This window comes from Agathobacter sp. LCP21S3_B2, assembly GCF_052118705.1.
Taxonomy (GTDB): Bacteria; Bacillota; Clostridia; order Lachnospirales; family Lachnospiraceae; genus Roseburia.
On record NZ_JBQKGQ010000001.1, the window covers coordinates 13,406 to 36,429 of the forward strand.

Annotated in this window: 22 protein-coding genes, 1 other RNA gene and 1 other annotated feature; of the genes, 17 read left to right on the forward strand and 6 right to left on the reverse strand. The window is 42.0% G+C overall.

The annotated features are described in order from the left end of the window. Nucleotides 1-23 precede the first annotated feature (23 nt). Nucleotides 24-902 carry a chemotaxis protein CheX gene (locus tag ACTQ1L_RS00060; protein ID WP_321111618.1) on the reverse strand — a complete coding sequence of 293 codons (879 nt, stop codon included), beginning with the start codon at nt 900-902 and terminating at the stop codon, nt 24-26. 3 nt (nt 903-905) lie between these two features. After that, the gene (locus ACTQ1L_RS00065; RefSeq protein WP_441365014.1) at nt 906-1,283 is read right to left on the reverse strand and encodes a response regulator; all 378 of its coding nucleotides are present in this window, start codon (nt 1,281-1,283) and stop codon (nt 906-908) included. A gap of 228 nt (nt 1,284-1,511) precedes the next feature. On the opposite strand from ACTQ1L_RS00065, the gene ACTQ1L_RS00070 reads away from it, so the two are divergent. The 9 genes from ACTQ1L_RS00070 to aroA all read left to right on the forward strand — a co-directional run bounded on the left by ACTQ1L_RS00070 (nt 1,512) and on the right by aroA (nt 12,216). Continuing rightward, a complete protein-coding gene (locus tag ACTQ1L_RS00070; protein WP_321111620.1) occupies nt 1,512-1,853 on the forward strand; it encodes a hypothetical protein in 342 nt (113 codons plus the stop codon). A 52-nt stretch (nt 1,854-1,905) separates the two neighbouring features. Then, nucleotides 1,906-2,090: non-coding RNA, 6S RNA (gene ssrS, locus ACTQ1L_RS00075), on the forward strand. Nucleotides 2,091-2,260: 170 nt separating this feature from the next. Continuing rightward, a complete protein-coding gene (locus ACTQ1L_RS00080; protein ID WP_441365015.1) occupies nt 2,261-3,883 on the forward strand; it encodes a SpoIID/LytB domain-containing protein in 1,623 nt (540 codons plus the stop codon). Between the two features lie 173 nt (nt 3,884-4,056). Then, complete coding sequence (locus tag ACTQ1L_RS00085; protein ID WP_441365016.1) at nt 4,057-5,499, forward strand: RsmB/NOP family class I SAM-dependent RNA methyltransferase; 1,443 nt, start codon at nt 4,057-4,059, stop codon at nt 5,497-5,499. A gap of 104 nt (nt 5,500-5,603) precedes the next feature. After that, nucleotides 5,604-5,833, forward strand: a binding site (T-box leader). Between the two features lie 106 nt (nt 5,834-5,939). Beyond that, complete coding sequence (pheS, locus tag ACTQ1L_RS00090; protein ID WP_441365017.1) at nt 5,940-6,965, forward strand: phenylalanine--tRNA ligase subunit alpha; 1,026 nt, start codon at nt 5,940-5,942, stop codon at nt 6,963-6,965. 38 nt (nt 6,966-7,003) lie between these two features. Continuing rightward, nucleotides 7,004-9,424: a phenylalanine--tRNA ligase subunit beta gene (gene pheT / locus ACTQ1L_RS00095; protein ID WP_441365018.1), complete on the forward strand. Its 2,421-nt coding sequence runs from the start codon at nt 7,004-7,006 to the stop codon at nt 9,422-9,424. Nucleotides 9,425-9,455: 31 nt separating this feature from the next. Next, nucleotides 9,456-10,505, forward strand: coding sequence for a tRNA preQ1(34) S-adenosylmethionine ribosyltransferase-isomerase QueA (gene queA, locus ACTQ1L_RS00100; protein ID WP_441365019.1), 1,050 nt, complete (start codon nt 9,456-9,458; stop codon nt 10,503-10,505). Between the two features lie 96 nt (nt 10,506-10,601). Then, nucleotides 10,602-10,943, forward strand: coding sequence for a PilZ domain-containing protein (locus ACTQ1L_RS00105; protein ID WP_308656539.1), 342 nt, complete (start codon nt 10,602-10,604; stop codon nt 10,941-10,943). After that, nucleotides 10,933-12,216: a 3-phosphoshikimate 1-carboxyvinyltransferase gene (aroA, locus tag ACTQ1L_RS00110; RefSeq protein ID WP_441365020.1), complete on the forward strand. Its 1,284-nt coding sequence runs from the start codon at nt 10,933-10,935 to the stop codon at nt 12,214-12,216. Before ACTQ1L_RS00105 ends, aroA begins: the two co-directional genes overlap by 11 nt. Before the next feature lie 127 nt (nt 12,217-12,343). Here the strand turns inward: aroA and ACTQ1L_RS00115 are convergent, their stop codons facing one another. Beyond that, on the reverse strand, nt 12,344-13,441 hold the full coding sequence (locus ACTQ1L_RS00115; RefSeq protein WP_441365021.1) for a prephenate dehydrogenase/arogenate dehydrogenase family protein: 1,098 nt from the start codon (nt 13,439-13,441) through the stop codon (nt 12,344-12,346). A gap of 255 nt (nt 13,442-13,696) precedes the next feature. Here ACTQ1L_RS00115 and ACTQ1L_RS00120 point away from each other — a divergent pair, with 255 nt between their 5' ends. Together ACTQ1L_RS00120 and ACTQ1L_RS00125 are read left to right on the forward strand one after the other, a co-directional pair. Continuing rightward, nucleotides 13,697-15,787 carry an elongation factor G gene (locus ACTQ1L_RS00120; protein ID WP_441365022.1) on the forward strand — a complete coding sequence of 697 codons (2,091 nt, stop codon included), beginning with the start codon at nt 13,697-13,699 and terminating at the stop codon, nt 15,785-15,787. Next, nucleotides 15,777-17,072, forward strand: a complete 1,296-nt coding sequence (locus tag ACTQ1L_RS00125; protein WP_441365023.1) for an InlB B-repeat-containing protein — start codon at nt 15,777-15,779, stop codon at nt 17,070-17,072. Before ACTQ1L_RS00120 ends, ACTQ1L_RS00125 begins: the two co-directional genes overlap by 11 nt. 1 nt (nt 17,073) lies before the next feature. On the opposite strand, the gene ACTQ1L_RS00130 is transcribed toward ACTQ1L_RS00125, so the two are convergent. Beyond that, nucleotides 17,074-17,289, reverse strand: coding sequence for a hypothetical protein (locus ACTQ1L_RS00130; RefSeq protein WP_441365024.1), 216 nt, complete (start codon nt 17,287-17,289; stop codon nt 17,074-17,076). Beyond that, on the reverse strand, nt 17,264-17,605 hold the full coding sequence (locus tag ACTQ1L_RS00135) for a hypothetical protein (protein WP_012742814.1): 342 nt from the start codon (nt 17,603-17,605) through the stop codon (nt 17,264-17,266). Before ACTQ1L_RS00135 ends, ACTQ1L_RS00130 begins: the two co-directional genes overlap by 26 nt. Nucleotides 17,606-17,692: 87 nt before the next feature. Here ACTQ1L_RS00135 and ACTQ1L_RS00140 point away from each other — a divergent pair, with 87 nt between their 5' ends. Then, the gene (locus ACTQ1L_RS00140; protein ID WP_167527321.1) at nt 17,693-17,836 is read left to right on the forward strand and encodes a hypothetical protein; all 144 of its coding nucleotides are present in this window, start codon (nt 17,693-17,695) and stop codon (nt 17,834-17,836) included. Nucleotides 17,837-17,876: 40 nt separating this feature from the next. On the opposite strand, the gene ACTQ1L_RS00145 is transcribed toward ACTQ1L_RS00140, so the two are convergent. Further along, nucleotides 17,877-18,131, reverse strand: a complete 255-nt coding sequence (locus ACTQ1L_RS00145) for a chorion class high-cysteine HCB protein 13 (protein WP_321111631.1) — start codon at nt 18,129-18,131, stop codon at nt 17,877-17,879. Between the two features lie 148 nt (nt 18,132-18,279). Between ACTQ1L_RS00145 and ACTQ1L_RS00150 the strand changes: the two genes are divergently transcribed. The 5 genes from ACTQ1L_RS00150 to ACTQ1L_RS00170 all read left to right on the forward strand — a co-directional run bounded on the left by ACTQ1L_RS00150 (nt 18,280) and on the right by ACTQ1L_RS00170 (nt 23,023). Further along, the gene (locus ACTQ1L_RS00150; RefSeq protein ID WP_441365025.1) at nt 18,280-19,662 is read left to right on the forward strand and encodes a 2-isopropylmalate synthase; all 1,383 of its coding nucleotides are present in this window, start codon (nt 18,280-18,282) and stop codon (nt 19,660-19,662) included. A 16-nt stretch (nt 19,663-19,678) separates the two neighbouring features. Beyond that, nucleotides 19,679-20,338 (forward strand): GntR family transcriptional regulator, encoded by a 660-nt coding sequence (locus ACTQ1L_RS00155; protein WP_441365026.1) that lies wholly within the window; start codon nt 19,679-19,681, stop codon nt 20,336-20,338. A 13-nt stretch (nt 20,339-20,351) separates the two neighbouring features. Next, nucleotides 20,352-21,560 carry an NADP-dependent isocitrate dehydrogenase gene (locus tag ACTQ1L_RS00160; protein ID WP_015569515.1) on the forward strand — a complete coding sequence of 403 codons (1,209 nt, stop codon included), beginning with the start codon at nt 20,352-20,354 and terminating at the stop codon, nt 21,558-21,560. A gap of 170 nt (nt 21,561-21,730) precedes the next feature. Next, complete coding sequence (locus ACTQ1L_RS00165) at nt 21,731-22,369, forward strand: redox-sensing transcriptional repressor Rex (protein ID WP_441365027.1); 639 nt, start codon at nt 21,731-21,733, stop codon at nt 22,367-22,369. Nucleotides 22,370-22,381: 12 nt separating this feature from the next. Then, on the forward strand, nt 22,382-23,023 hold the full coding sequence (locus tag ACTQ1L_RS00170) for a hypothetical protein (RefSeq protein WP_441365028.1): 642 nt from the start codon (nt 22,382-22,384) through the stop codon (nt 23,021-23,023). Nucleotide 23,024: the final 1 nt, after the last annotated feature.

Genomic DNA, 23,024 nt, shown 5'->3' on the forward strand with positions numbered 1-23,024 from the left:
TTTTTTAGGCGAATGAATAAAAACTAAAACTCTATAATAAAATGTACTGTTCCAAATGGATAGAGTACTTTGAGTTTATAGGCTTTTTTGAATGTGAGCGGTTCACCGTCGAGATGCTCCGGAGCAGAAAGTGTCAGCTCAAGAGCTTCTTCGTTAGAACAATTTACTGTGAAAAGTCCGTTGTTTAAGTTTAAAAAGTCATCGAGAGATGCCTGCACATATTCATCATATACAGAAAAATTCTCTTTTACATAACGAGATGCAAAGTTAATTGCGGTGGCCTGATTCATTCCAATATATGTGGAAACAGCATATTCGCCACATATATTCTGACGAACTACACAGTCTGCGCTAAAGCATTCACACTGCTCGGCGGACAGAGGAGTGTAATCATCGCCAACAAATCTGATAAAGCTGTTAAATAACAGTTCGATATACATTTTATCTAAAGCAGAAGGCTTTAAAGACGTTTCGCTGAAAAAATGCTCTATGAGATTCTCAACACTTTCCTTGTCTTCAAGTACCATATCCAGGTCGGATATTTCATTTTCTTGACGATAATCCTTTATTATCTTTTCGAGTGTTGTGTTATCAATAATCTCTTTATCCAAAAGAATCTGTCCAAGGAGTAAAAAGTCAGGACTTTGTATGTTTAAAAGAGTTTTGACCTGTTCATCAGTCAGGTATCCCATTTCTATTGTCAGCTCGCCAAATTTTTTGTCCTGATGTGTCTGTTCAACAATTACAGAGTCAACCTCAGCAGCGGTCATAAGCCCGGAGTGTATTGCGAGAGTGCCAAGCTTTGTGTGCTTTTGTGTTTTCTCTTTCAACGCATCGAAAAGCTGTTCATTTGTGATATATTCCTTTGAGAGCAGATAGTTGCCAAAAAACTGAGTATACATATATTAATCCCTCCCAATATGTTTATTGATTAAGTTTATTACCTGATTTTTATCAATAGGCTTCTGGATGAAATCAGATGCACCGGCTGTTAAGGCCTTTTTTAATTCAGACTGTGTGCCGACAGAGGATGCAACAAATATTGTGGCATTTGAATCAAACTCCATAATTTCTGTAATTGCTGCATTTCCGTCCTTTACCGGCATTACAATATCTAAAAATGTCAAATCAGGTTTATGCTCTTTATACATGTCAATAGCCTGCTGACCGTTAGAAGCCTCAAGTATAGTAGGGGAACCTATTGAATTAATGATATCCTTCATTTGTTTTCTTGCGAGAATCGAGTCATCGCAAATTAATATTTTAAGGTTGTCAATTGGCATTATTATAATCTCCTTCTCCAAAAATTAGTAATTATATATTAAAAAAATAATTTATGGTTCTATGTTACTATATTTCGGGGGAAAATTCAATAGTTCGTTGGGACTTATTTACTATTTAAATTTCAGGCATAGGAGGTTATACTTATATCTGTGATTTTATACAGCTTTTGATTGTAACCATTCGGAATAGCTGCGAATAATGAACGAAAGAGCACTGGAGGAATAAGCATGAACTATTTTATCATAATTGACGCTGTCACGCTGATACTTGGAATCTACATAATCTTTGTTTCACTTAGAATGAAGAAAAGCGGCAATATTGAAAGTACCTTTGTGGCTGATGATGAGATGAAAAAGATAAAGGATACGGCCGGCTATATAGCTTATATTTATCCAAAGTCACTTGTATTCGGCATTGTGATTTTGGTTATCAGTATAGTTGCGATAGTTTCGGATTGCCTCAAAAAGATACCATACTGGTCATATGTTGAAATGATTATATTTGTCGCAGTAATTATCTGGTTTTCAAATATGTTACGAAATGCAAGGGAAAAATTTGTTAAATTCTAACATGAATTTTGCATTGCAACATGAGACATAATAAAGTATAATGAATTTACAAAGATACCTGAGATGTTCGACAATCCTGTGTATTTAGAACCTACATTTACTTTAAACGGGATTCCTATATGAGCTGTTGGATGTCAGGCCGTCATTATGCAGCGGAAGGCAGAAGGCAGACTGCGGTTACCCACCTAGCAAGAGCGCTAGGAGTCTAAATTACAGGACCGGCATTTTGGGTTCTTACAAAAGAATAATAATGTACAAAAGAACTCCGGACGCACAAAAGATTTATGAGATACAAAAGATTTTTAAAGCACAAAGGATTCTTAAGTACAGATGATAAGGGGAGCTGTTTTTGCAGCTCCCATTTTTTGAGCAGTAATCACTATTTGAGTGTTAAGGAGAACAGAAATTTGGCAAATAGAAGACGAAGACGGCAAAAGCCGAATCAGATGGTCTGGATAATGCTTGCGATAACCGTGGTATGCGTGGTTATTGTTTTTGCAATTGTTATGGTACAAAAGGAAAAAGGGACACTTGTAAAACAGGCGAGGGCTGTGACGAAGGATATGGTGTATGAGAATGCATATATTGTGTCAAATGACGATGGAAGGCTGATTTTCATATGTGATGGAGAGCTTTACAGGGCTAAGGGAACTATGGAGGAGAGCTTTACAGGGGTCTGTGATATTGAAATCAGTGGTTCTAAGGTCAAAAAGATACAGATAAAGCCGGATGATATATCAGGTGTGATGCTGTCGTACGGAGACGGTACCATGCAGATTGCAGGGCAGGGTGACATTCCAATGCAGTCAGACAAGCTTCCGGTGTATGATGAGACAGGCACTTCACCTAAGGAAATATCGGTTTCTGACCTGATAATAGGAAGTGAAACACTTTCCTACATACTTGATTCCGGCAGGATATGTGCCATCGTCAGAAGACAGGCACCAGACCTTACATACATAAGGGTGCTTATAAAAAACGATGGAAAGGATGAGTTTCCCACAATTGCGGCAGGTGCAGCGTCTAACCTTTATGTGGATGATGCCGACTGTGGCAGCAATGCTATTGATGATGTGGGAGCATATATGGCAAATGTACAGAAAAGTAAGATAAAGGTGAGCTCAGCAGACAATTATGTCAGCATAAACGGTAAAAGCTATCCGGGCTCATTTGAGTTTATCGGGACAGATGCAGGCATTGTGGCGGTGAATACAGTCGATGTGGAGACATATGTGCGCTATGTGCTGCCGTCGGAGATGCCATCCACATTTGAGGGGGAGGCACTTAAAGCACAGGCTGTTTGTGCGAGAACCTTTGTGTATTCACAGATGAAAAATACACAGTATGCGCTCTACGGAGCCAATATTGACAATACCACGGCTTTTCAGGTCTATAACGCCTCAGAAGCAAAGCAGTCGACCGATGAGGCTGTAAAAGCTACAGCAGGACAGGTTGTCTCATGTGGGGGAAGCTTAATAACATGCTATTATTTTTCTACATCTGCCGGAAAAACCGAGGATATGGAGGTCTGGTCTTCGAGCACACCGGATTTCATACACAAGGTGGAGTCGGTGGATGACAATTCGCCATACTACAGATGGACCTCGGAGCTTGATTTATCGGCATACAATGATCCTCAGTACGGCACAGCAACAGGTATTTCTGTCGATAAGACGTCGGATGCTGGTTATGTACTTTCGCTCACAATAAATTATGGAAACAAATCACAGACATTTACGGCGGAGAATGATATAAGAAAGGCGTTAGGGCATTATCAGAAAAAGGTTACATTAAACGATGGCTCTGTGAGGGAGAATATGTCGATGATACCAAGCGCCTGCTTTAGTGTGAGTGCCGGTGCAAATGGTCACTATACTTTGTCCGGAGGAGGCTTTGGTCATGGAATAGGCTTCAGCCAGTATGGTGCAGACAGGCTGGCAAAGGCAGGAAGCAGCTATAAGGATATAATTGGATATTATTACAAGGATGTGACAGTTGTGGATATAAGCAGTGTGCGCAGTGAGCAGTGATATGTCTCAATTATTATAACTTTCGGGTTTTATTATATTTAGCAGCCACTATAGCCGATTTAAAGGTGAATTTTTACGTTTAAAAAAATTGATAGCATGGATAGTAGAAATGTGGTAATATCGAAGTGCTTAAACACGTGTGCTATACATTGAGAGAACAAGAGGATTTGACAATGAATTTACCGATAGAGTTTGAAAAAAAGATGAAGGCCTTTCTGGGTGATGAGTGGGATGATTTCTTATACAGCTATGACAATAACAGATTTCAGGCGCTCAGATTCAATACCTTAAAAGTGCAAAGCCCTGAAGAAATAATGCGGATATTGAAGGTACTTGGAATTTCTTCAGATAAAAGGGTTTCGTGGGCAAATGAGGCATATTACTTTGATGAGAAAGTGCGTCCGGGGAAGCATCCGTATCATGAGATGGGGCTTTACTACATACAGGAGCCAAGTGCCATGTCGGCGGCTGCTCTTTTAGCCCCAAAGCCGGGCATGAGAGTGCTTGACCTGTGCGCAGCACCCGGTGGAAAGAGCACACAGCTTGCCACATATTTAGGAGACAACGGACTTTTGGTATCAAATGAGATTAACACACAAAGAAGCCGGATTTTGTCGCAGAATATAGAGCGTATGGGAATCAAAAATGCGATTGTGACAAATGAGGACAGCTTTGTGCTTGCTTCACATTTCCCAGGCTTTTTTAATGCTATACAGGTGGATGCACCATGCTCAGGAGAGGGAATGTTTCGAAAGCTGCCTGAGGCCGTGGAGCAGTGGAGCATGGAAAATGTGGCAATCTGTGCGGCAAGGCAGAAGGAAATACTGGACAATGCCGCAGTGATGCTTAAGCCGGGAGGCGTGATAGTATACAGCACCTGCACATTCTCGAAGGAAGAAAATGAGGATGTAATGGAGTATTTTTTGGAGAGACATCCTGATTTTACACTTGAAGAGATGGAGCGCTTCTGGCCGCATAAGGTGGACGGAGAGGGACATTTTGTGGCAAAGCTTGTGAGAAGAGGCAGTGTTAATGAGCTTGATGCGGGTTATGATGTATGCGAGGATAGCTGTAATAAAGTAGAGGACACAGGCCTTAAAGCTGACAGGAAAACCAAAAAGAACAAAAATAGTAAGAACAGGAAAAATGAAACAAAGCCGGCTCTCACAAAAGAAAATATGAAGCTTCTCTCAGAGTTTCTTGATGAGACCATATCAGAGAATATGGCAGCATGGATAAAAAACTCAAGGCTTGTCATGTTTGGGGAGCAGCTCTACAGGCTGCCTGATATGGAAGTGGATATTAAGGGTCTTAAGGTGCAGCGCGCAGGGCTTCATATAGGAGAGTTCAAAAAACAGCGCTTTGAGCCGTCGCATTCGCTTGCACTTGCGCTTAAGCTAAGTGAGGCTAAAAACGTAGTAAAGCTTACCTGGGATGATCCGCAGACAACAGGCTTTTTCAATGGTCAGTCAGTCATGTTATCTGGTGAGCAGGCGGCTGAATGCAAAAAGGGCTGGGCACTTGTATGTGTAGATGGATATCCGGCCGGCTGGGGCAAGGTGAATGGCACACAGGTTAAAAACCATTATCCTAAGGGACTTAGAAATAAAATATAAAGAAAATAGAAAAATTTTTACTTGCAAAATATAGAGATTGTGCTAAAATGACTTATGTGTTATTAAGACATAAGCATTTGCGATATATATCGCAGATATATATAATAAAAGCAATGAAGGTGCATAGTAGATTATAGTACTTTGACCAGAGAGAGATTGTCACCGGCTGAAAGCAGTCTTACAAAAAGGCTATTGATTGAAGTTCACACTGAAGCTGCATGGATGAAGCACAGTAGTTCATGACGTGTTATGTACGTTACACATATCAATGAGAGTCCATTGGATATTTCTTCAATGGAAATCAGGGTGGTATCGCGGAATTTTCGTCCCTGCATGGTTTAATAGCCATGCAGGGACGTTTTTTATCGCATAAACGGCGAATTCAAGCTTGGAGTTACGAGTTTATGCAAATTAAGAAAAATATTATGAGGTGAAATTCGATGAGAGACAAAATTCAACAGATCAGAGAAAAAGCACTTGCTGAAATTGATAAGGCTGACGGTCTTGAAAAATTAAATGATGTGCGTGCTGCAATTCTTGGAAAGAAGGGTGAGCTCACAGCAGTCTTAAAGGGCATGAAGGATGTTGCTCCTGATGAGAGACCAAAGGTAGGCCAGTGGGTCAATGAGACACGTGAGGCAGTTGAGAAGCTTCTTGATGAGAAGGTTAAGAAATTTGAGGCAGAGGCACTTAAGCGCAAGTATGAGAGAGAGAAAATAGATGTCACTATGCCTGCAAAGAGAAGCCAAAAGGGTAATCTTCATCCTGTAACACAGGTAAAGGACCAGCTCTCAGAGATTTTCACATCTATGGGCTTTGAGGTTTACGAGGGAACAGAAATCGAGAATGATTACTATAATTTTACAGCTTTAAATACTCCAAAGGATCATCCGGCGCGTGATATGCAGGATACATTCTACTTATCACCTGAGTTCTTACTTCGTACACAGACCTCAGCAGGACAGATTCACGTTATGGAAGCAAAGAAGCCACCTATCAAGGTTGTTTCACCGGGTAAGGTTTTCCGTTCGGATGATGATGCGACACATTCTCCTATGTTCACACAGATGGAGGGACTTGTGGTAGATAAGGGCATCACACTCTGCGATTTAAAGGGTATGCTTGACCAGCTTGTAAAGAAGATGTTCGGAAATAATGTCACAACTCGTCTTCGTCCTTCATACTTCCCATTTACAGAGCCGTCTGTAGAGGTTGATGTAAGCTGTTTCCAGTGCCATGGCAAGGGCTGCTCTTTATGCAAGGGCACAGGTTGGATTGAGGTGCTTGGTGCAGGCGTAGTAAATAAAAAGGTGCTTGAGGGCTGTGGCATAGACACAAATGAGTACAGTGGTTTTGCATTTGGTATCGGTCTTGAGCGTATTGCAATGCTTAAATACGGAATTAACAACATCAAGCTTTTATTCGAGTCAGACCTTAGGGTATTAGACCAGATTGATGACAACTAGATTCATTTTTCTTGAATATATAACAGGAGGCAAAAATTATGTTAACACCACTTAGCTGGTTAAAAGATTATGTAGATATAGATGTAACACCAAAGGAGTTAGAGGAAAAATTATTCTCATGTGGTTTCGAGGTTGAGGAATCATATGAGGTGGGAAAGGATATCTCAAACGTAGTAGTCGGTCTTGTAGAAAAATGTGAGCCGATTCCTGAGACACACCTAAGCCTGTGTCAGGTAAATGCTGGAGCACATGGCACATTCCAGATCTGCTGTGGAGCGGACAATGTAAAGGCAGGTGGCAAATATCCTCTCGCACTTATCGGTGCCACAGTATATGCCACAGCAAAGGATCACGTTACAGTAGAGGGCGTGATGGAGATAAAGCAGGGCAAGCTGCGTGGATATGATTCATATGGAATGTTATGCTCAGGCGTAGAGCTTGGCTTAAATGAGGACCTCTATCCTGGTGCAGGCTACAACGGACTTTTGGTTTTACCTGAGGATGCTAAGGCGGGAGATGATGTAAAACATATCCTCGGCCTTGATGACTGGATTTTTGATATTGCAATCACAGCAAACAGACCTGACTGCCAGTGTATATATGGCATGGCAAGAGAGGTTGCTGCTGTTTTGGGAAAAGAGCTTAAGGAGCCTGCACTTGACTATACTGCTGATGATGTGAAGAAGGAAAACTTCAAGGTTTCGGTTCTTGCACAGGACATCTGCCCTCGCTACACAGCTCACTATGTACATGATGTAAAAATCTCCGAGTCACCTGCATGGATGAGAAAACGTCTTGCACTTGTCGGAATAGGCTCTATCTCAAATGTAGTAGACATCACTAACTTTGTTTTAAAAGAGCTCGGACAGCCAATGCATGCCTTTGATTACTCATACCTTGAGGGAGATGAGATTGTAGTAAGACGTGCAAACGATGGAGAGAAAATTGTCACACTTGATGAGAAGGAATTTGAGTTAAACAGCAATAACCTCGTTATCTGTGATGGAAAGAAGCCAGTTGCGCTCGCCGGTATCATGGGCGGCTTAAACTCTGAGATTAACGACGGAACCACAGAGGTGATGTTTGAGTCTGCAAAATTTGCAAGAGACAATATCAGAAAGAGCTCACGTGCGTTGGGACAGTCATCTGATTCGAGTGCACTTTACTCAAAGGGCGTAAACGAGTACACAACAGCGATGGCTATGAAGAGAGCACTTCACCTGATAGAGGAGCTTGGCTGTGGTAAGGTTTCTTCAACTCACATTGAGGTGACTACTGGAAACTCACTTGAGCCAAAAGAGATGAAGGTTTCTATTGCAAAGGTAAACGGTGTGCTTGGAATAGAGGTTCCTACAGAGGATATCGTGAGAATACTCACAAATTTAGGCTTTGCACCGGTTGTAAGCGGCGATGAGCTGACACTTATGATTCCTGCATACCGTGAGGATATGGAGGATTATCCGGATGTGGCCGAGGAGGTTATCCGTATGTATGGCTATGATCATGTCATTCCTGCATTCATGCCTACGGCACAGGTTACACTCGGAGGACTCAACCTTAGACAGCAGACAGAGCGCAAGATAAAAGAGGTGCTCTGTGCAGCAGGCGCGTATGAGGGAATACATTACTCATTCTTCTCACCTGCTGATCTTGATTTGCTCAGATTCCCGGAGGATGCACCTGAAAGACATGCTATCAGGCTTATAAACCCAATCAATGTTGACCTCTCGCTTATGAGAACAACACTTGCTTCTGAGATGCTTTATGCCATAGCAAGAAACCAGAAGAAGGGTATCCTGGAGGGAAGAATCTTTGAGCTGGGAAATATCTTTATCGCAAAGGAGCTTCCGCTTACAGAGTATCCGGATGAGAGAGAGACACTTTGCGCAGGCGTATTCGGTGAGGATGAATCGTTCTTTACTATAAAGGGACTGGCTGAGACTGTAGCGGATGCGCTTGATGTGAAGTTTACCTACAAGCCGGCTCAAAAGCCATTCCTTCATCCGTATCAGACTGCAGAGGTATTCTGTGACGGTCAAAAGATCGGATATCTCGGTCAGGTAAGATATGAGATATGCGATGAGCTTGACATGAGAGTTCCGGCATATGTGATGGAGCTTGACCTTAGAGTACTTTCACAGTGGTATGGAAAGGACAGAGTATTTACTCCAATATCAAAATTTGATGATGAGAAGAGAGATTTTGCTTTTGTTGTGGACAAGGATATCACATGTGAGCAGATTGAAAACGGTATCAGGGAAGCCTGTGATTATGTTTCAGATGTTACACTGTTTGATGTTTACGAGGGTGTACAGCTTCCTCCGAATAAGAAGAGCATGGCGTACAGTGTAGTATTTACACCAAAGGATGAGGAGCTTAAGGCTAAGAAGGTCGAGGGCTTTGTAAAGGATATTCTTGCTCATCTTAAAGATACTGCAGGTATCACACTTCGTGGCTAGACGTTAGTATAGTTTTAGGAATAGGAAAATTATGGACGTAAAAGATTTTGATTATGATCTTCCGGAGGAGCTAATAGCACAGGATCCTCTGGAGGACCGCTCCAGCTCAAGACTCATGGTGCTCGACAAGAATACAGGAGAAGTCAGCCATCATGTTTTCAAGGAGATTGTTAAATATTTAAGACCGGGCGACTGCCTCGTGCTCAATAATACAAAGGTCATTCCTGCGCGTCTGTTTGGCGTGAAGGAAGGAACTATGGCAAAGATAGAGATACTTCTTCTAAAGCGCAGACAAAATGACGTATGGGAGACTCTTGTAAAGCCCGGTAAAAAGGCAAGGCCGGGTACAAAGATTATATTTGGTGACGGACTTTTAACCGGTGAAGTAATAGATGTGGTTGATGATGGAAACAGGCTGATTCAGTTCAGCTATGAGGGTATTTTTGAGGAGATACTTGATAAGCTCGGACAGATGCCATTGCCGCCATACATCACACATCAGCTAAAGGACAAGAACCGCTACCAGACAGTATATGCAAAGTATGACGGCTCGGCCGCTGCGCCTACGGCAGGACTGCATTTCACAAAGGAGCTTTTACAGCAGGTAAAGGATAAGGGAGTGGATATAGCAGAGGTGACTTTACATGTGGGGCTTGGCACCTTCAGACCGGTAAAGGTGGATAATGTGCTTGATCACCATATGCATTCTGAGTTTTACATGGTGTCACAGGAGGCTGCAGACAAGATTAATAATGCAAAGAAAAATGGCGGCAGAATAATATCTGTCGGCACTACAAGCACTCGTACCTTAGAGGCAGCATCCGATGAAAACGGCATGCTAAAAGAGTGCAGCGGATGGACGGATATCTTTATTTATCCGGGATACAGCTTTAAGGTGATTGACTGTCTGATTACAAATTTCCATCTGCCACAGTCTACACTTGTCATGCTTGTGTCAGCATTAGCAGGCAGAGAGCATGTCCTCAATGCATACAAAGAGGCTGTAGAGGAAAGATACAGGTTTTTCAGCTTCGGTGATGCGATGTTTATCACAAACGATATGCATATGGACGAAAAATAGTAATATCAACACTTGTAAACATGTGTTTTTTGTACTAATATAAATACGTAACCCGTTAAGGTAAAGTAAAAACATTATATTGAGGGAGCAGAGGTAATGGAAGAAAAAAGAAAACACAAACGTCTTGATATTGACGTGTCAGTGCAGCTTGAAAGACTTGATGAGGATGGAGTGACTACACTCAAATATTGTCATGTCGATGTAAAAGATATTTCCAGAAGTGGTATCGGATTTACATCAAAGGTTGAGCTTGCAAATCATACATACTATGATACAAAGATCCAGATATGGACAAAGGAAATTGTTGACGCAGTTATTGAGATTGTAAGAAGTTCAAAGGATGAAGAAGGAGTATATCATTATGGTGCAGAGTTTATCGGAATGACAGATACTGATGCACTCAAGATTGATATTTATCAGATTTTCAATGATTTATAAAGTAAAAAAAGTAAATCATCCACATGATATAGTAACCAGTGTACCTGGCTCAAAGAGTATCACAAACAGGGCCCTTTTAATCGCTGCACTCGCAAGTGGGCGCAGCGTTTTAAAAGGGTGTCTTTTTAGTGATGACTCAAGACATTTTATAGATGCACTGATTCGTCTGGGATTTCCGGTTTTAGTGGATGAGGATAAAAGAAAAATAACAATAACAGGCTTTGGAGGCCGGATACCAAAGAATGAGGCCGAGATAGATGTGGGAAGTGCAGGTACCGCTGCACGTTTTCTTACGGCTCTTCTTGGACTGTCAAAGGGCAGGTACCATATAGTGTCCTCTGAGCAGATGAAGAAGCGTCCTATGAAGGATTTGCTTGTATCGCTTGAAAAGCTGGGAGCTCATATTGAGTATGATGAGAAGGAATATCATTTTCCTTTTACCATTGGAAATACAGGAGAGTATGCTGATGCTGTTGATATAAACGTAGACAAGAGCAGCCAGTTTTTGAGTGCTCTTCTTATCTCGGCTATGGTGATGGAAAAGACCTTTACGATTAATGTCACAGGAACGCATGGCATGGCATATGTTGAGATGACGCTTCTTATGATGAAGCAGTTTGGGCTTGATGTGATAGAGGACAAAAAAAATAACAGCTTTATTATCCCTAAGAAAGCGGCGTATGACAGCTTAGATTATGATATAGAGCCGGATGTGTCGGCTGCATGCTATTTTTATGCCATGAGCCCGCTTTTACATGTGAAGTCACAGGTGATGGGAGTTCACCAAAACAGCTTACAGGGAGATGTGGCATTTCTTGATGTGCTGGCGGATATGGGCTGCATGCTTTCTGACGAGGTAGACGGCATAGTATGTATGCCACCAAAGAATGCTCATATGCATGGTGGAAGCTGGGATTTGTCTGCATTCTCAGATCAGGCGCTGACTCTTGCTGCGATTGCACCGTTTGCAAAGGAGCCTGTAGGGATAGAAGGCATTTCGCATATCCGTCTGCAGGAGTGTGACAGGATAAATGCCATCGAGGAAAACCTGACTGAATTAGGTGTGAGGGTTGAAGAAACTGAAAATGGCTTAAGAATTTATCCGGCAGAGCGTATTAAGCCTTGTCAAATTAAGACGTATGACGATCACCGCGTAGCAATGTCATTTACACTGCCGGGGCTTATGGCAGAGGGCGTTGAGATAATTGACCCTTATTGCTGCCGCAAGACCTTTGAGGATTTTTACGAGGTTCTTGAGGAAAGCGTATATTAATACAGTGTTATTGGTGCAGCTTAATGGTAAGGGCTATTGCACCGGATGATATAAAAAGAGCCGCAAAACGAAATTACTTCGCTTTACGGCTCTTTGTTTTTGGATTAAAGCCATATAACAGGATAAATCATCTGCGGTGAATAGTATAGTTTCTTTCTTTAAGTACGCTGATAGCCGATTCAAGAGCATCTTCGTCATAGAACTCTATGCGCAGTACACCCTCCTCAAACTCACGGTTGTTCATGATGCCGATATTCTTGATGCTGATGCCATTGAAGGCTAAAAGGCTTGCAAGCATTGCAATGCCGCCTGCCTCATCAGCAATATCGACAAATACCTCGTGGAAATCCTTGCGGATTTTGGCACCGGGCAGTGTGAGTGAATCCCTGTAATTCTTTGAGTCCTGGAAATAATCGAGCATCTTTTGAGAACTGCCCTCTGCAATTATTTCGCGAAGCTTATGGAAATTGGCTTCATACTGGTCCATGAGTGAGAGCAGCTGTGTTTTGTTGGACTCACATATGTTTTCCCACATGACAGGCGAGCTTGCGGCGATACGTGTCACATCGCGGAAGCCACCGGCAGCAATTGTTTTCATGGTCTCTTTTTCGGAATCAATATGCTCAATCAGATTGACAAGAGAGTATGCAATCATATGTGGAAGGTGGCTGATGGCTGCGGTAGCATGATCGTGCTCCCTGTAGTCTAAAATGAGAGCTATCGAGCCGAGCGAAAGTACAAATTGTCTGAAATTATTCAGATTTTCTTCAGTCGTGGCCGTAGTAGGAGTGATGATGTAGTATGCATTCTCCAAAAGCTGTTTGTCTGAATTGAGTATGCCTGTTTTTTCAGAGCCGGTCATAGGATGCCCGCCAATAAAATTGCGCTCAAGGCCAAGCTCTATGACCTTTTCATGAATCTGTGTTTTTGTGCTGCCAACATCTGTGATGATACAATCATCCTTTATGATATCCTTAAGCTGTGTGAGGTATTCGATATTTTTGTTTACCGGTGCACACAGAAAGATTACGTCGCAGTCTTTAAAAGAGTTAAGCTCTAAAAGCTCATTATTATCTATCAGGCCAAGCCCAAAGGCATCATCTACGGTCTTTTGATGTCCGGCTGTTGCGATAATTGAGACCTTTGGATTATTTTCTTTCATTTTTCTGGCTATCGAGCCGCCAATCAGACCGAGCCCGATAAAGCCAACTTTATCAAAATGCATTTATGTGTATCTCCTAATTCTTTATTGTAACTATTCAGAATCACCACACGCACATTCGCAAAATCGCACTATAGTGGTTCGGAATATTTACAATATATTATATCCAATTTAACACTATAAAGCAATAAATTATTGGCATATTTATTCCAATATAATAATAAAAAATAATCGTCAGATTGCATAAAAGTGTTGTAAATTATCTAAAATATTAGTACAATGTTTACATACTATAATAATGTCAGGGAGGTACTTGAAATGAATGTTTACACTACTGAGAAGATTCGAAACGTCGTGCTTTTAGGCCATAGCGGCTGTGGCAAGACATCACTCGTGGAAGCTATGGCATATCTGGCAGGACAGACCACCAGAATGGGCACTGTAGCGGATGGCAGTACTATCAGCGATTTTGACAAGGAAGAGATAAAGCGTCAGTTCTCTATACATACATCGGTTGTGCCGATTGAGTGGGATAATGTCAAAATAAATATTCTCGATACTCCTGGTTTTTTTGATTTTGTGGGAGAGGTTGAGGAGGCTGTATCGGTTGCAGATGCTGCAATCATCGTGGTTTCAGGCAAGGCAGGCATACAGACAGGCACAAAAAGAGCATGGGAGATATGCGAGAAATACAAGCTGCCGAGGATGATTTTCGTGACGGACATGGATATCGACAATGCAAGCTTCAAGGATGTGGTATTAAAGCTGCAGGAGCTTTATGGCAAGAAAATAGCTCCATTCCATCTGCCAATCAGAGAGAATGAAAAGTTTGTGGGCTATGTCAATGTCATCCAGCAGAGGGCAAAGAGATGGAATGAAAGCGGAGGTGTGGATAAGTTTGATGTGCCTGAGTACTCAAAGGAGAACCTGGGAATATGTCGTGAGGCTTTAGTTGAAGCTGTAGCTGAGACAAGTGAGGAGTTCATGGAAAGATTTTTCGGCGGAGAGGAGTTTTCTGATGATGAAATCAGGGCTGCGCTTCGTGCAAACGTGCTTGAGGGCTCTATTGTACCGGTGCTCATGGGCTCAAATATTCTCGCAAGAGGCATGTATACACTTATGGCTGATATTGTGAAATACCTGCCGAGTCCGGAGAAGAGAAGCTGTACAGGTATTAACACCAAGACAAATGAGGTGTATAATGCTGATTATAATTTTGCAAAATCAAAGAGTGCTTATGTGTTCAAGTCGATAGTTGACCCATACATCGGTAAGTATTCACTGATCAAGGTTAATTCGGGTGTACTAAAGACAGATGATGTACTTTACAATTATCACAGGGACTGCGATGAGAAAATCGGAAAGCTCTATGTGATGAGAGGCAGCAAGGTGGAGGAAGTGAAGGAGCTTCATGCAGGTGATATCGGAGCGCTTGCAAAGCTTGCAAAGACTCTTACGACAGATTCACTTTCCACCAGAAATATGCCTGTTACATATCTTAGAACAAGTATATCAAAGCCGTATGTGGCAATGCGCTACAAGGCAAAGAAAAAGGGCGATGAGGACAAGATTTCCCAGTCTTTACAGAAACTGTTAATGGAGGATCTGACACTAAACAGTGTAAATGACAGCGAAAATGGACAGACTGTACTATATGGTATCGGTGATATGCAGCTTGAGGTAGTGGCAAGTGAGCTTCTTGAAAAGTACAAGGTGGAGATAGAGCTTATGCGTCCAAAGGTAGCCTTTAAGGAGACTATCAGGAAAAAATCTGACGTAGAGTATAAGTACAAGAAGCAGTCGGGCGGACACGGACAGTACGGACATGTCAAGATGACCTTTGAGCCGTCAGGAGATATGGATACGCCATATGTATTTGAGCAGACGGTCGTAGGAGGAGCTGTACCGAAGAACTTCTTCCCGGCTGTTGAAAAGGGTATTGCAGAGTCTGTGAAAAAGGGACCTCTTGCAGCCTATCCTGTGACAGGTATAAAGGCTGTGCTGTATGACGGCTCTTATCATCCGGTTGATTCATCTGAGATGGCCTTTAAGGTGGCAACACAGCAGGCATTTAAAAAGGGCATTATGGAGGCAAAGCCTGTGCTTCTTGAGCCGATTGCCACTCTTAAGGTAGTGGTGCCTGAGGTCTATACAGGTGATGTGATGGGTGAGCTTAACAAGAGACGTGCGCGAGTGATGGGCATGAACCCGACAGACAATGGATATCAGGAGATAGTTGCGGATATTCCTTATCTGGAGCTTTATGGATACAATGCCACACTTCGCTCAATGACGAGCGGAAGCGGCACATTCTCATATGAGTTTGCCAGATATGAGCAGGCACCGGATGATGTGGCTGCAAAACAGATAGAAGAAAGGGCAAGCAAGCTTGTTGAAGTTGAAGAGTAGAATAGCATTAATTATATTACTTACATTGATTTTTACCAATACTCATGTGTTTGCATCGGAGATAAAAGAGGCAGAAGCTGCCTCTTTTGCTTCCGGGCCATCACTAAATACACTGGTTGACAATATGTCAGAAAGTGATGGTGTTTCATATATTTACTATAATCTGGGCGGTGCGGCAAACAATATCAATAATTATGGATACATCACACCAAAGCAGAAATTTATGGGACTTAGAGAACCACACAAATATGGTTATAAATTTGATGGGTGGTATCTGGATGAGCATTTTTCAAAAAAGGCGGATGTTCTGACCTACGAAAAAGCAAATGGATATGTGGTATATGCCAAATGGGTCAGGACGATTAACAATGAATACAGCGTAGAGCATTACAATTACAGGAGTAATAAAAAAGCGCATACACTGGCGCTTAAGGATTGCGATTACGATTTTATAGATGAAATAGATATTCCGGGCATGCCGGAGACGAAGGAAAATGATTTTCTCAATAATTATATTTTCAGTGAGGCACAGTGTCCTCAGGGAATTTGTATAACGGATGAATACGTGCTTATCACGAGCTATTCTGATGACAAGGGCTCACTTGGGGAGCTGATGGTATTTGACAGGGAGGACGGAGAGTACCTTGTGACACTTGGCATGGATGCAAACAGTCACCTGGGAGGAATTGCCTTTGACGGGGAAAATGTATGGGTGTGCAATTCCTACGACACAACTGTGGAGCGCATCTCGTATGATTTTATCTCTCTTATGGCCACTGCGAATTCCAAGCAGGTCATCGATGCGACAGGTGTGGTAGATGTGTTTGATGTGGGCAACAAGCCGTCGTGCATCACATACTATGGAGGCAGGCTGTGGATAGCCACTCACAATATCCTTTTTAAGTCAAAGATGGTGGCATATTATTATGATAAAAAGGATGACAGGCTCACAAGCTTAAACACATATACGATACCTGCCAGAGTGCAGGGCGTGACATTTGATACCTCTGGAAAGGTATATCTGAGCACCTCCTATGGCAGAAATGAGTCATCGTATATCAAGTGCTACAAATCACTCATAGCTCTGTCGTCAAGGCCAAACAGACCTGACATCACAATAGAGATGCCACCGGGCTCTGAGGAGCTTGCCAGCGTGGATAAAAGATTGTATGTCATTTTTGAATCTGCGGGGGAGAAGTATCTTGAGGGCACGGATGGCAAGGGAAACTCGCCTGCACCGATAGACAAGATACTCCGCATAAATACAGATTCATTTAAAAACTAAACTATAGCATTTTTAAAAGCCTTTCAACCTGCCTGCGGTTTTTCTCAGGCAGGTTTTTGCTTAGCTCGGTGCACATGGAATAGACCTCTTCTTTGGTAAATTCTATGCCGTTACGCTTTGCTTCATTAATACTTTCCATGAGAAACGGCATGGCGCTCGTTGTATCTTTCGGTTTTTCCTTTTGTGCAAAATTATTTAAAAATTCCTGCTTTGTCATAAATCTCCCTATTGTCCAAAACTGAAAAAATATTTAACAGATTGTCTATCGTATCCTGTTCGCTTTTGCTGCAGTATTTCTTTAAGGCATTGAGCATGGAAAGCCTTCTGTCTGCCATACTTTCTGTCTCTGCAACAGACAGTGCCGGTGCACAATCTATCATTCTCATTGAATTCATAAGTGATATGTAGTGAACCATAAGAGTCATCTGCTTTTGTGAGTCATGCGGCATATATGGGATTATGGTTTTAAGCATCTGAAGCTCCCTTGTCTGGGTTATTTCATCGAATGGTGTAAACAGGCTGTTCTCGTCCATAAAAATCCTTTAAAATATATTTCTATATAATATGTTACCTGATTCACATTATGCATGTTTACAGCATATATTATAAAAAAAAGATATATGCTTATCATAGATGGTCACGACGTATACGAGATAGATGAAGAATGCATCAAAAAGCACAGAGTGAAGGGCGAATGTAAAGTCCTTGAAAAGCTCAAAGAAAAAGAGCAGCGCAGGCAAAAAAAGAATACTGAAAAATCGTAAAAAGCTGCGGGCCAGAAAAGACCCGCAGTAAAAATGTAAATCAGCAGCCGCAGCCACATCCGCAGCCGTTATTGCTGCTGCCGCCACAGCCAAAGCCACCACAGCAGAAAAGTAAGATGATAGCCCAGATACAGCTGTTATTGCCGCTTCCACAGTTGTTTCCTCCGAAGAAAGAGCCTCCGTTGCCATTTCCACAACAGCAGCACAGTAACAGGATAATCCATAAAATAGAAGAACATCCACATCCGTTATCTGTATTGCTGCATGAACAGTTTGTTGCTGCTAAATCACTCATAAGTGACCTCCAATAAAATTTATTTACACTCTAGGTTATGATAGACATAACAAAGTGTTACACTAAGATTTAAATTTTTTTATTGACACAAAAAGTATAATTGTATACAATTATTCAAAAGATAAAACTAAGCACAGGAGATGCGAAGATGAGAGAAGTTTTGATGAATGAAAAAACAAATTTACTGCAGCTTGAAGAGCATTTTTATCAGCTCGTTGATGTAGATGAGCCGAATACTTTTAGAAATCTCTTTCCTTATTCAGAAGTTCCTAAGATAGCATTCAATGACAGAATAGTGCCTCACAATATGCCTGAGGACATCTGGATTACAGACACTACCTTCAGAGATGGCCAGCAGTCGAGAGCACCATACACGACGGAGCAGATTGTTACCATTTATGATTATTTACATAAGCTTGGTGGCCCTAAGGGAATAATCAGACAGAGCGAGTTTTTCCTCTACAGCAAAAAGGACAGGGACGCTGTTTACAAGTGTCTCGAGAGAGGATATAAGTTCCCGGAGGTTACATCGTGGATTCGTGCCAGCAAAAAGGACTTTGAGCTTGTAAAGGATATAGGACTCAAGGAAACCGGTATACTTGTAAGCTGTTCGGATTATCATATTTTCTATAAGATGAAGATGACCAGACGTGAGGTAATGAATATGTATCTGTCAGTCATCAGGGAGTGTCTTGAGACAGGAATAAGCCCTAGGTGCCATCTGGAGGATATCACACGTTCTGATATATATGGTTTTGTTATTCCATTCTGTGTTGAGCTTATGAAGCTGCAGGAGGAGTACAAGATTCCGATTAAGGTGCGTGCCTGTGATACAATGGGATATGGAGTAAACTTCCCGGGAGCAGTTATACCTCGAAGCGTGCCGGGTATCATATACGGACTTAACACACATGCAGGTGTGCCTTCATCACAGATTGAGTGGCATGGACACAATGACTTTTACAAGGCAGTAAACAATTCGACTACGGCATGGCTCTACGGAGCAAGCGGTGTCAACTGTTCACTGTTTGGTATCGGAGAGAGAACCGGAAACACACCACTTGAGGCTATGGTATTTGAGTATGCACAGCTTAAAGGCACACTCGATGGAATGGATACAACGGTTATCACAGAGTTGTCAGAGTACTTTGAGAAGGAGCTTGGATATGTGCAGCCGAGCCGTACACCTTTTGTCGGCAGAAACTTCAATGTGACGAGAGCCGGAATCCATGCTGACGGACTTCTCAAAAATGAGGAAATTTACAACATATTCGATACAGGTAAATTCTTAAACAGACCACCTCTTGTAGCTGTGTCCAATACATCAGGACTTGCAGGAATAGCGCTGTGGATAAACACTTACTACCGCCTGCCCGATGAACGAAAGGTAGATAAGAACTCAAAGCTTGTGACCATGATAAAGAAATGGGTAGATGAGCAGTACGACGAGGGCCGTGTGACTACCATTACAGATAATGAGCTTGTAGTTCAAATTACTGATTGCTGTAAAAAGCTTAATATAGTATTATAGTGAGGTGGATTAGTACATGTCACATGATAATTACAGCCTGAGTGCCAGGGTATACAATCATATCAGGGATGGTATACTTGCAGGAACATTTGCAAAGGGCGATGAGCTTAAGGAAAAGAATATCGGTGATGAGCTTGGAGTGAGCAGGACTCCAGTGAGGGAGGCACTGCGTCAGCTTGAGCTTGAGGGACTTGTGTCTATCATCCCCAATAAGGGAGCGTTCGTGGAGGGCGTTTCCACGGACGATATCAGGGATATATACGAGATAAGAGCTCTGCTTGAGGGACTTTGTGCCAGATGGGCTGCAACGAGGATATCGGATGAGCTCATGGCGGCCATGGATGAGAATATTTATCTCACAGAGTTTCACGAGAAAAAGGGCAATGCAAAGAAGCTTCTTGAGCTGGACAATAGGTTTCATGAGTTGCTGTATGAGGCCGGCGGAAGCAAGGAGCTTATGAGGGTATTAAAGGACTATCATGAGTATGTCGGCAGAGTGAGAAAGGTGACACTCGGCGAGACAAAAAGAGCTAAAAACTCCACTCACGAGCATAAACAGATATGCGAGGCAATTAAGAATCATGACGTACTGCTGGCAGAAAAATGCGCCAGAGAGCATATAAACAATTCAAAGAAAAATATGGAACACCTTGGTTGGGAAAACCTTATTAAGTAAAGGAGATTTAAGAATGAGCAAGATTACGATGACAACACCCCTTGTAGAGATGGACGGAGACGAGATGACCAGAATCCTCTGGCAGATGATAAAGGATGAGCTTTTAATACCTTTTATCGATTTAAAGACAGAGTATTATGATCTGGGCTTAGAGGAGCGAAATCGTACAGATGATCAGGTGACCGTTGAATCAGCAAAGGCAACCATGAAATACGGTGTCGCAGTAAAATGTGCGACAATCACACCAAACGCAGCCAGAATGACAGAATACAATTTAAAGGAGATGTGGAAGAGCCCTAACGGCACAATAAGAGCCATGCTTGACGGAACAGTGTTCAGAGCACCAATCGTTGTAAAGGGCATAGAGCCAAACGTAAAGACATGGGTTAAACCAATCACAATCGCTCGTCATGCATATGGTGATGTGTACAAGGCAACAGAGATGAAGGTAGCTGGTCCCGGAAAGGCTGAGCTTGTATTTACAGCAGAAGATGGAACCGAGACAAGAGAGCTAATCCATGAGTTTAAGGGAGCGGGAGTTATTCAGGGACAGCATAACTTAGACGATTCAATCGAGAGCTTTGCACATAGCTGCTTTAAGTATGCACTTGATACAAAGCAGGATTTATGGTTTGCCACAAAGGATACAATCTCAAAGAAGTATGACCATACCTTCAAGGATATCTTCCAGGAAATCTTTGATGCACAGTACAAGGATGCTTTTGAGAAGGCTGGAATTACATATTTCTACACACTTATTGATGATGCTGTTGCCAGAGTAATGAAATCTGAGGGTGGATTTATCTGGGCATGCAAGAACTATGACGGAGATGTAATGAGTGATATGATCTCATCTGCATTCGGCTCACTTGCCATGATGACATCAGTGCTTGTATCCCCTCACGGATACTATGAGTATGAGGCAGCGCACGGAACAGTACAGAGACACTATTACAAGCATTTAAAGGGTGAGGAGACATCAACAAACTCTGTAGCTACTATTTTTGCTTGGACAGGAGCTCTCAGAAAGAGAGGAGAGCTTGACAAGCTTCCTGCACTTTCTGAGTTTGCAGACAAGCTTGAGGCAGCCTGCATAAAGACTATTGAGAGCGGAAAGATGACAAAGGATCTCGCACTCATCACAACAATTGAGAATCCTACTGTTTTAAACAGCGAGGGCTTCATCAAGGCAATCAGGGAGGAGCTTGAGAAGACAATTTAATCTGAAACTTGGTTTTTACTTTAGATTATGATATAACCCGGGAATAATTATAAATTTTTTGAATGTTAAATTCTTAACACATTGACAGATGACCTTCAAAAAATTATAATTAGTCTTGGGTTTTTGTCTTTAAAATAGAAATGACATCCTGATGATTGGAGGAATAGGACTTGAGTAAAGAAATATCACAGGCGGTTATCAGACGACTGCCACGATACTATAGATATCTCGGAGAGCTTTTAGATGAGGGAGTGGAGCGTATTTCATCAAACGATCTGAGTCACAGAATGAAGGTTACAGCTTCGCAAATCAGACAGGATCTCAACAATTTCGGAGGCTTTGGACAGCAGGGATACGGATACAATGTTCAGTTCCTCTACGAGGAAATAGGAAAGATAATGGGACTTGACACTGAGCATAGAATAATTATCATCGGTGCAGGTAATCTGGGACAGGCGCTTGCCAATTATGTAAAGTTTGAAAAGCTTGGTTTTGTGATTACGGCCCTCTTTGATGTGAATCCTGATCTTTCAGGAAAGAGTGTGCGAGGCATTCCAATCCTTATGCTAAACGAGCTGGGAGAGTATTGCAGGACACACAGGGTGGATATTGCTGCGCTTACCATGCCAAAGTCAAAGGCTGATACCATTGCGTCAAAGCTTGTTGAACTGGGGATAAAGGCTATATGGAATTTCGCTCATGTGGACCTTGAAATACCTGACAAGGATGTGGTTGTGGAGAGTGTACATCTGTCTGACAGCCTTATGCAGCTCAGCTACAATATTGTAAAAAATTCCAAAAATAAATAGAGGGTGAGTTTTATGAATGATAAAAAAGATTTTGAGGCTGCATTAAAAGGAAAAAAGGTGCCTTTACTGGTTTTAGACCAGAAATGGCACAGGCTTTTTGCCATTCATGGTAAGACTGATGAAATATCAGCCACGGAAAAAGAACTGGATGAGCTGTTGAAGCTGCAGGGAAAGTACAATAATGAGCTCAAGGATTTGAAGAAGCTTAAGTCAAAGACCATGACAAATATTGTCGCCAACATGGGCGATGACGGAGATGAAAAGCGCGACAAGGATAAGCAGATTATAGATGAGATAAATGAGAAAGCCGACAATATCGAGGGAGAGCTTATTGAAATCCAAAAGAATATAAAAGCAGTTAATGACAGGCTGATGCTTTTGTCGATGGATTACTTCAGTGAAAAAATCGAGAAAAACAAACTGGAATCAAAAGAAATTGACGACTGGATTGCAAATATAAGAGTTGAGCTCAAAAAGAATGTAATCAGAAAACAGAACAGAGATATCAACAACAGGGAGATTTATTCATATCTTCATGATATTTTTGGCGCTGAGGTTTTGGATCTTTTTGATATTGAATATGACGATCCTATGGTCTTTAATGCCAATAATGCAAAGGCTGATAATGCAAACAATGAGAATAAGGGGAATTGAT

Excerpts from the sequence above, each read along its gene's own strand:
- ACTQ1L_RS00155 (WP_441365026.1), top strand. The coding sequence starts at position 19,679 with ATGTCACATGATAATTACAGCCTGAGTGCCAGGGTATACAATCATATC.
- ACTQ1L_RS00140 (WP_167527321.1), top strand. The coding sequence starts at position 17,693 with ATGCTTATCATAGATGGTCACGACGTATACGAGATAGATGAAGAATGC.
- ACTQ1L_RS00070 (WP_321111620.1), top strand. The coding sequence starts at position 1,512 with ATGAACTATTTTATCATAATTGACGCTGTCACGCTGATACTTGGAATC.
- ACTQ1L_RS00120 (WP_441365022.1), top strand. The coding sequence starts at position 13,697 with ATGAATGTTTACACTACTGAGAAGATTCGAAACGTCGTGCTTTTAGGC.
- ACTQ1L_RS00135 (WP_012742814.1), bottom strand. The coding sequence starts at position 17,605 with ATGGACGAGAACAGCCTGTTTACACCATTCGATGAAATAACCCAGACA.
- aroA (WP_441365020.1), top strand. The coding sequence starts at position 10,933 with ATGATTTATAAAGTAAAAAAAGTAAATCATCCACATGATATAGTAACC.
- ACTQ1L_RS00115 (WP_441365021.1), bottom strand. The coding sequence starts at position 13,441 with ATGCATTTTGATAAAGTTGGCTTTATCGGGCTCGGTCTGATTGGCGGC.
- ACTQ1L_RS00150 (WP_441365025.1), top strand. The coding sequence starts at position 18,280 with ATGAGAGAAGTTTTGATGAATGAAAAAACAAATTTACTGCAGCTTGAA.
- ACTQ1L_RS00105 (WP_308656539.1), top strand. The coding sequence starts at position 10,602 with ATGGAAGAAAAAAGAAAACACAAACGTCTTGATATTGACGTGTCAGTG.
- ACTQ1L_RS00085 (WP_441365016.1), top strand. The coding sequence starts at position 4,057 with ATGAATTTACCGATAGAGTTTGAAAAAAAGATGAAGGCCTTTCTGGGT.
- ACTQ1L_RS00130 (WP_441365024.1), bottom strand. The coding sequence starts at position 17,289 with ATGACAAAGCAGGAATTTTTAAATAATTTTGCACAAAAGGAAAAACCG.
- ACTQ1L_RS00145 (WP_321111631.1), bottom strand. The coding sequence starts at position 18,131 with ATGAGTGATTTAGCAGCAACAAACTGTTCATGCAGCAATACAGATAAC.
- ACTQ1L_RS00160 (WP_015569515.1), top strand. The coding sequence starts at position 20,352 with ATGAGCAAGATTACGATGACAACACCCCTTGTAGAGATGGACGGAGAC.
- queA (WP_441365019.1), top strand. The coding sequence starts at position 9,456 with ATGGACGTAAAAGATTTTGATTATGATCTTCCGGAGGAGCTAATAGCA.
- pheT (WP_441365018.1), top strand. The coding sequence starts at position 7,004 with ATGTTAACACCACTTAGCTGGTTAAAAGATTATGTAGATATAGATGTA.
- ACTQ1L_RS00060 (WP_321111618.1), bottom strand. The coding sequence starts at position 902 with ATGTATACTCAGTTTTTTGGCAACTATCTGCTCTCAAAGGAATATATC.
- ACTQ1L_RS00065 (WP_441365014.1), bottom strand. The coding sequence starts at position 1,283 with ATGCCAATTGACAACCTTAAAATATTAATTTGCGATGACTCGATTCTC.
- ACTQ1L_RS00170 (WP_441365028.1), top strand. The coding sequence starts at position 22,382 with ATGAATGATAAAAAAGATTTTGAGGCTGCATTAAAAGGAAAAAAGGTG.
- pheS (WP_441365017.1), top strand. The coding sequence starts at position 5,940 with ATGAGAGACAAAATTCAACAGATCAGAGAAAAAGCACTTGCTGAAATT.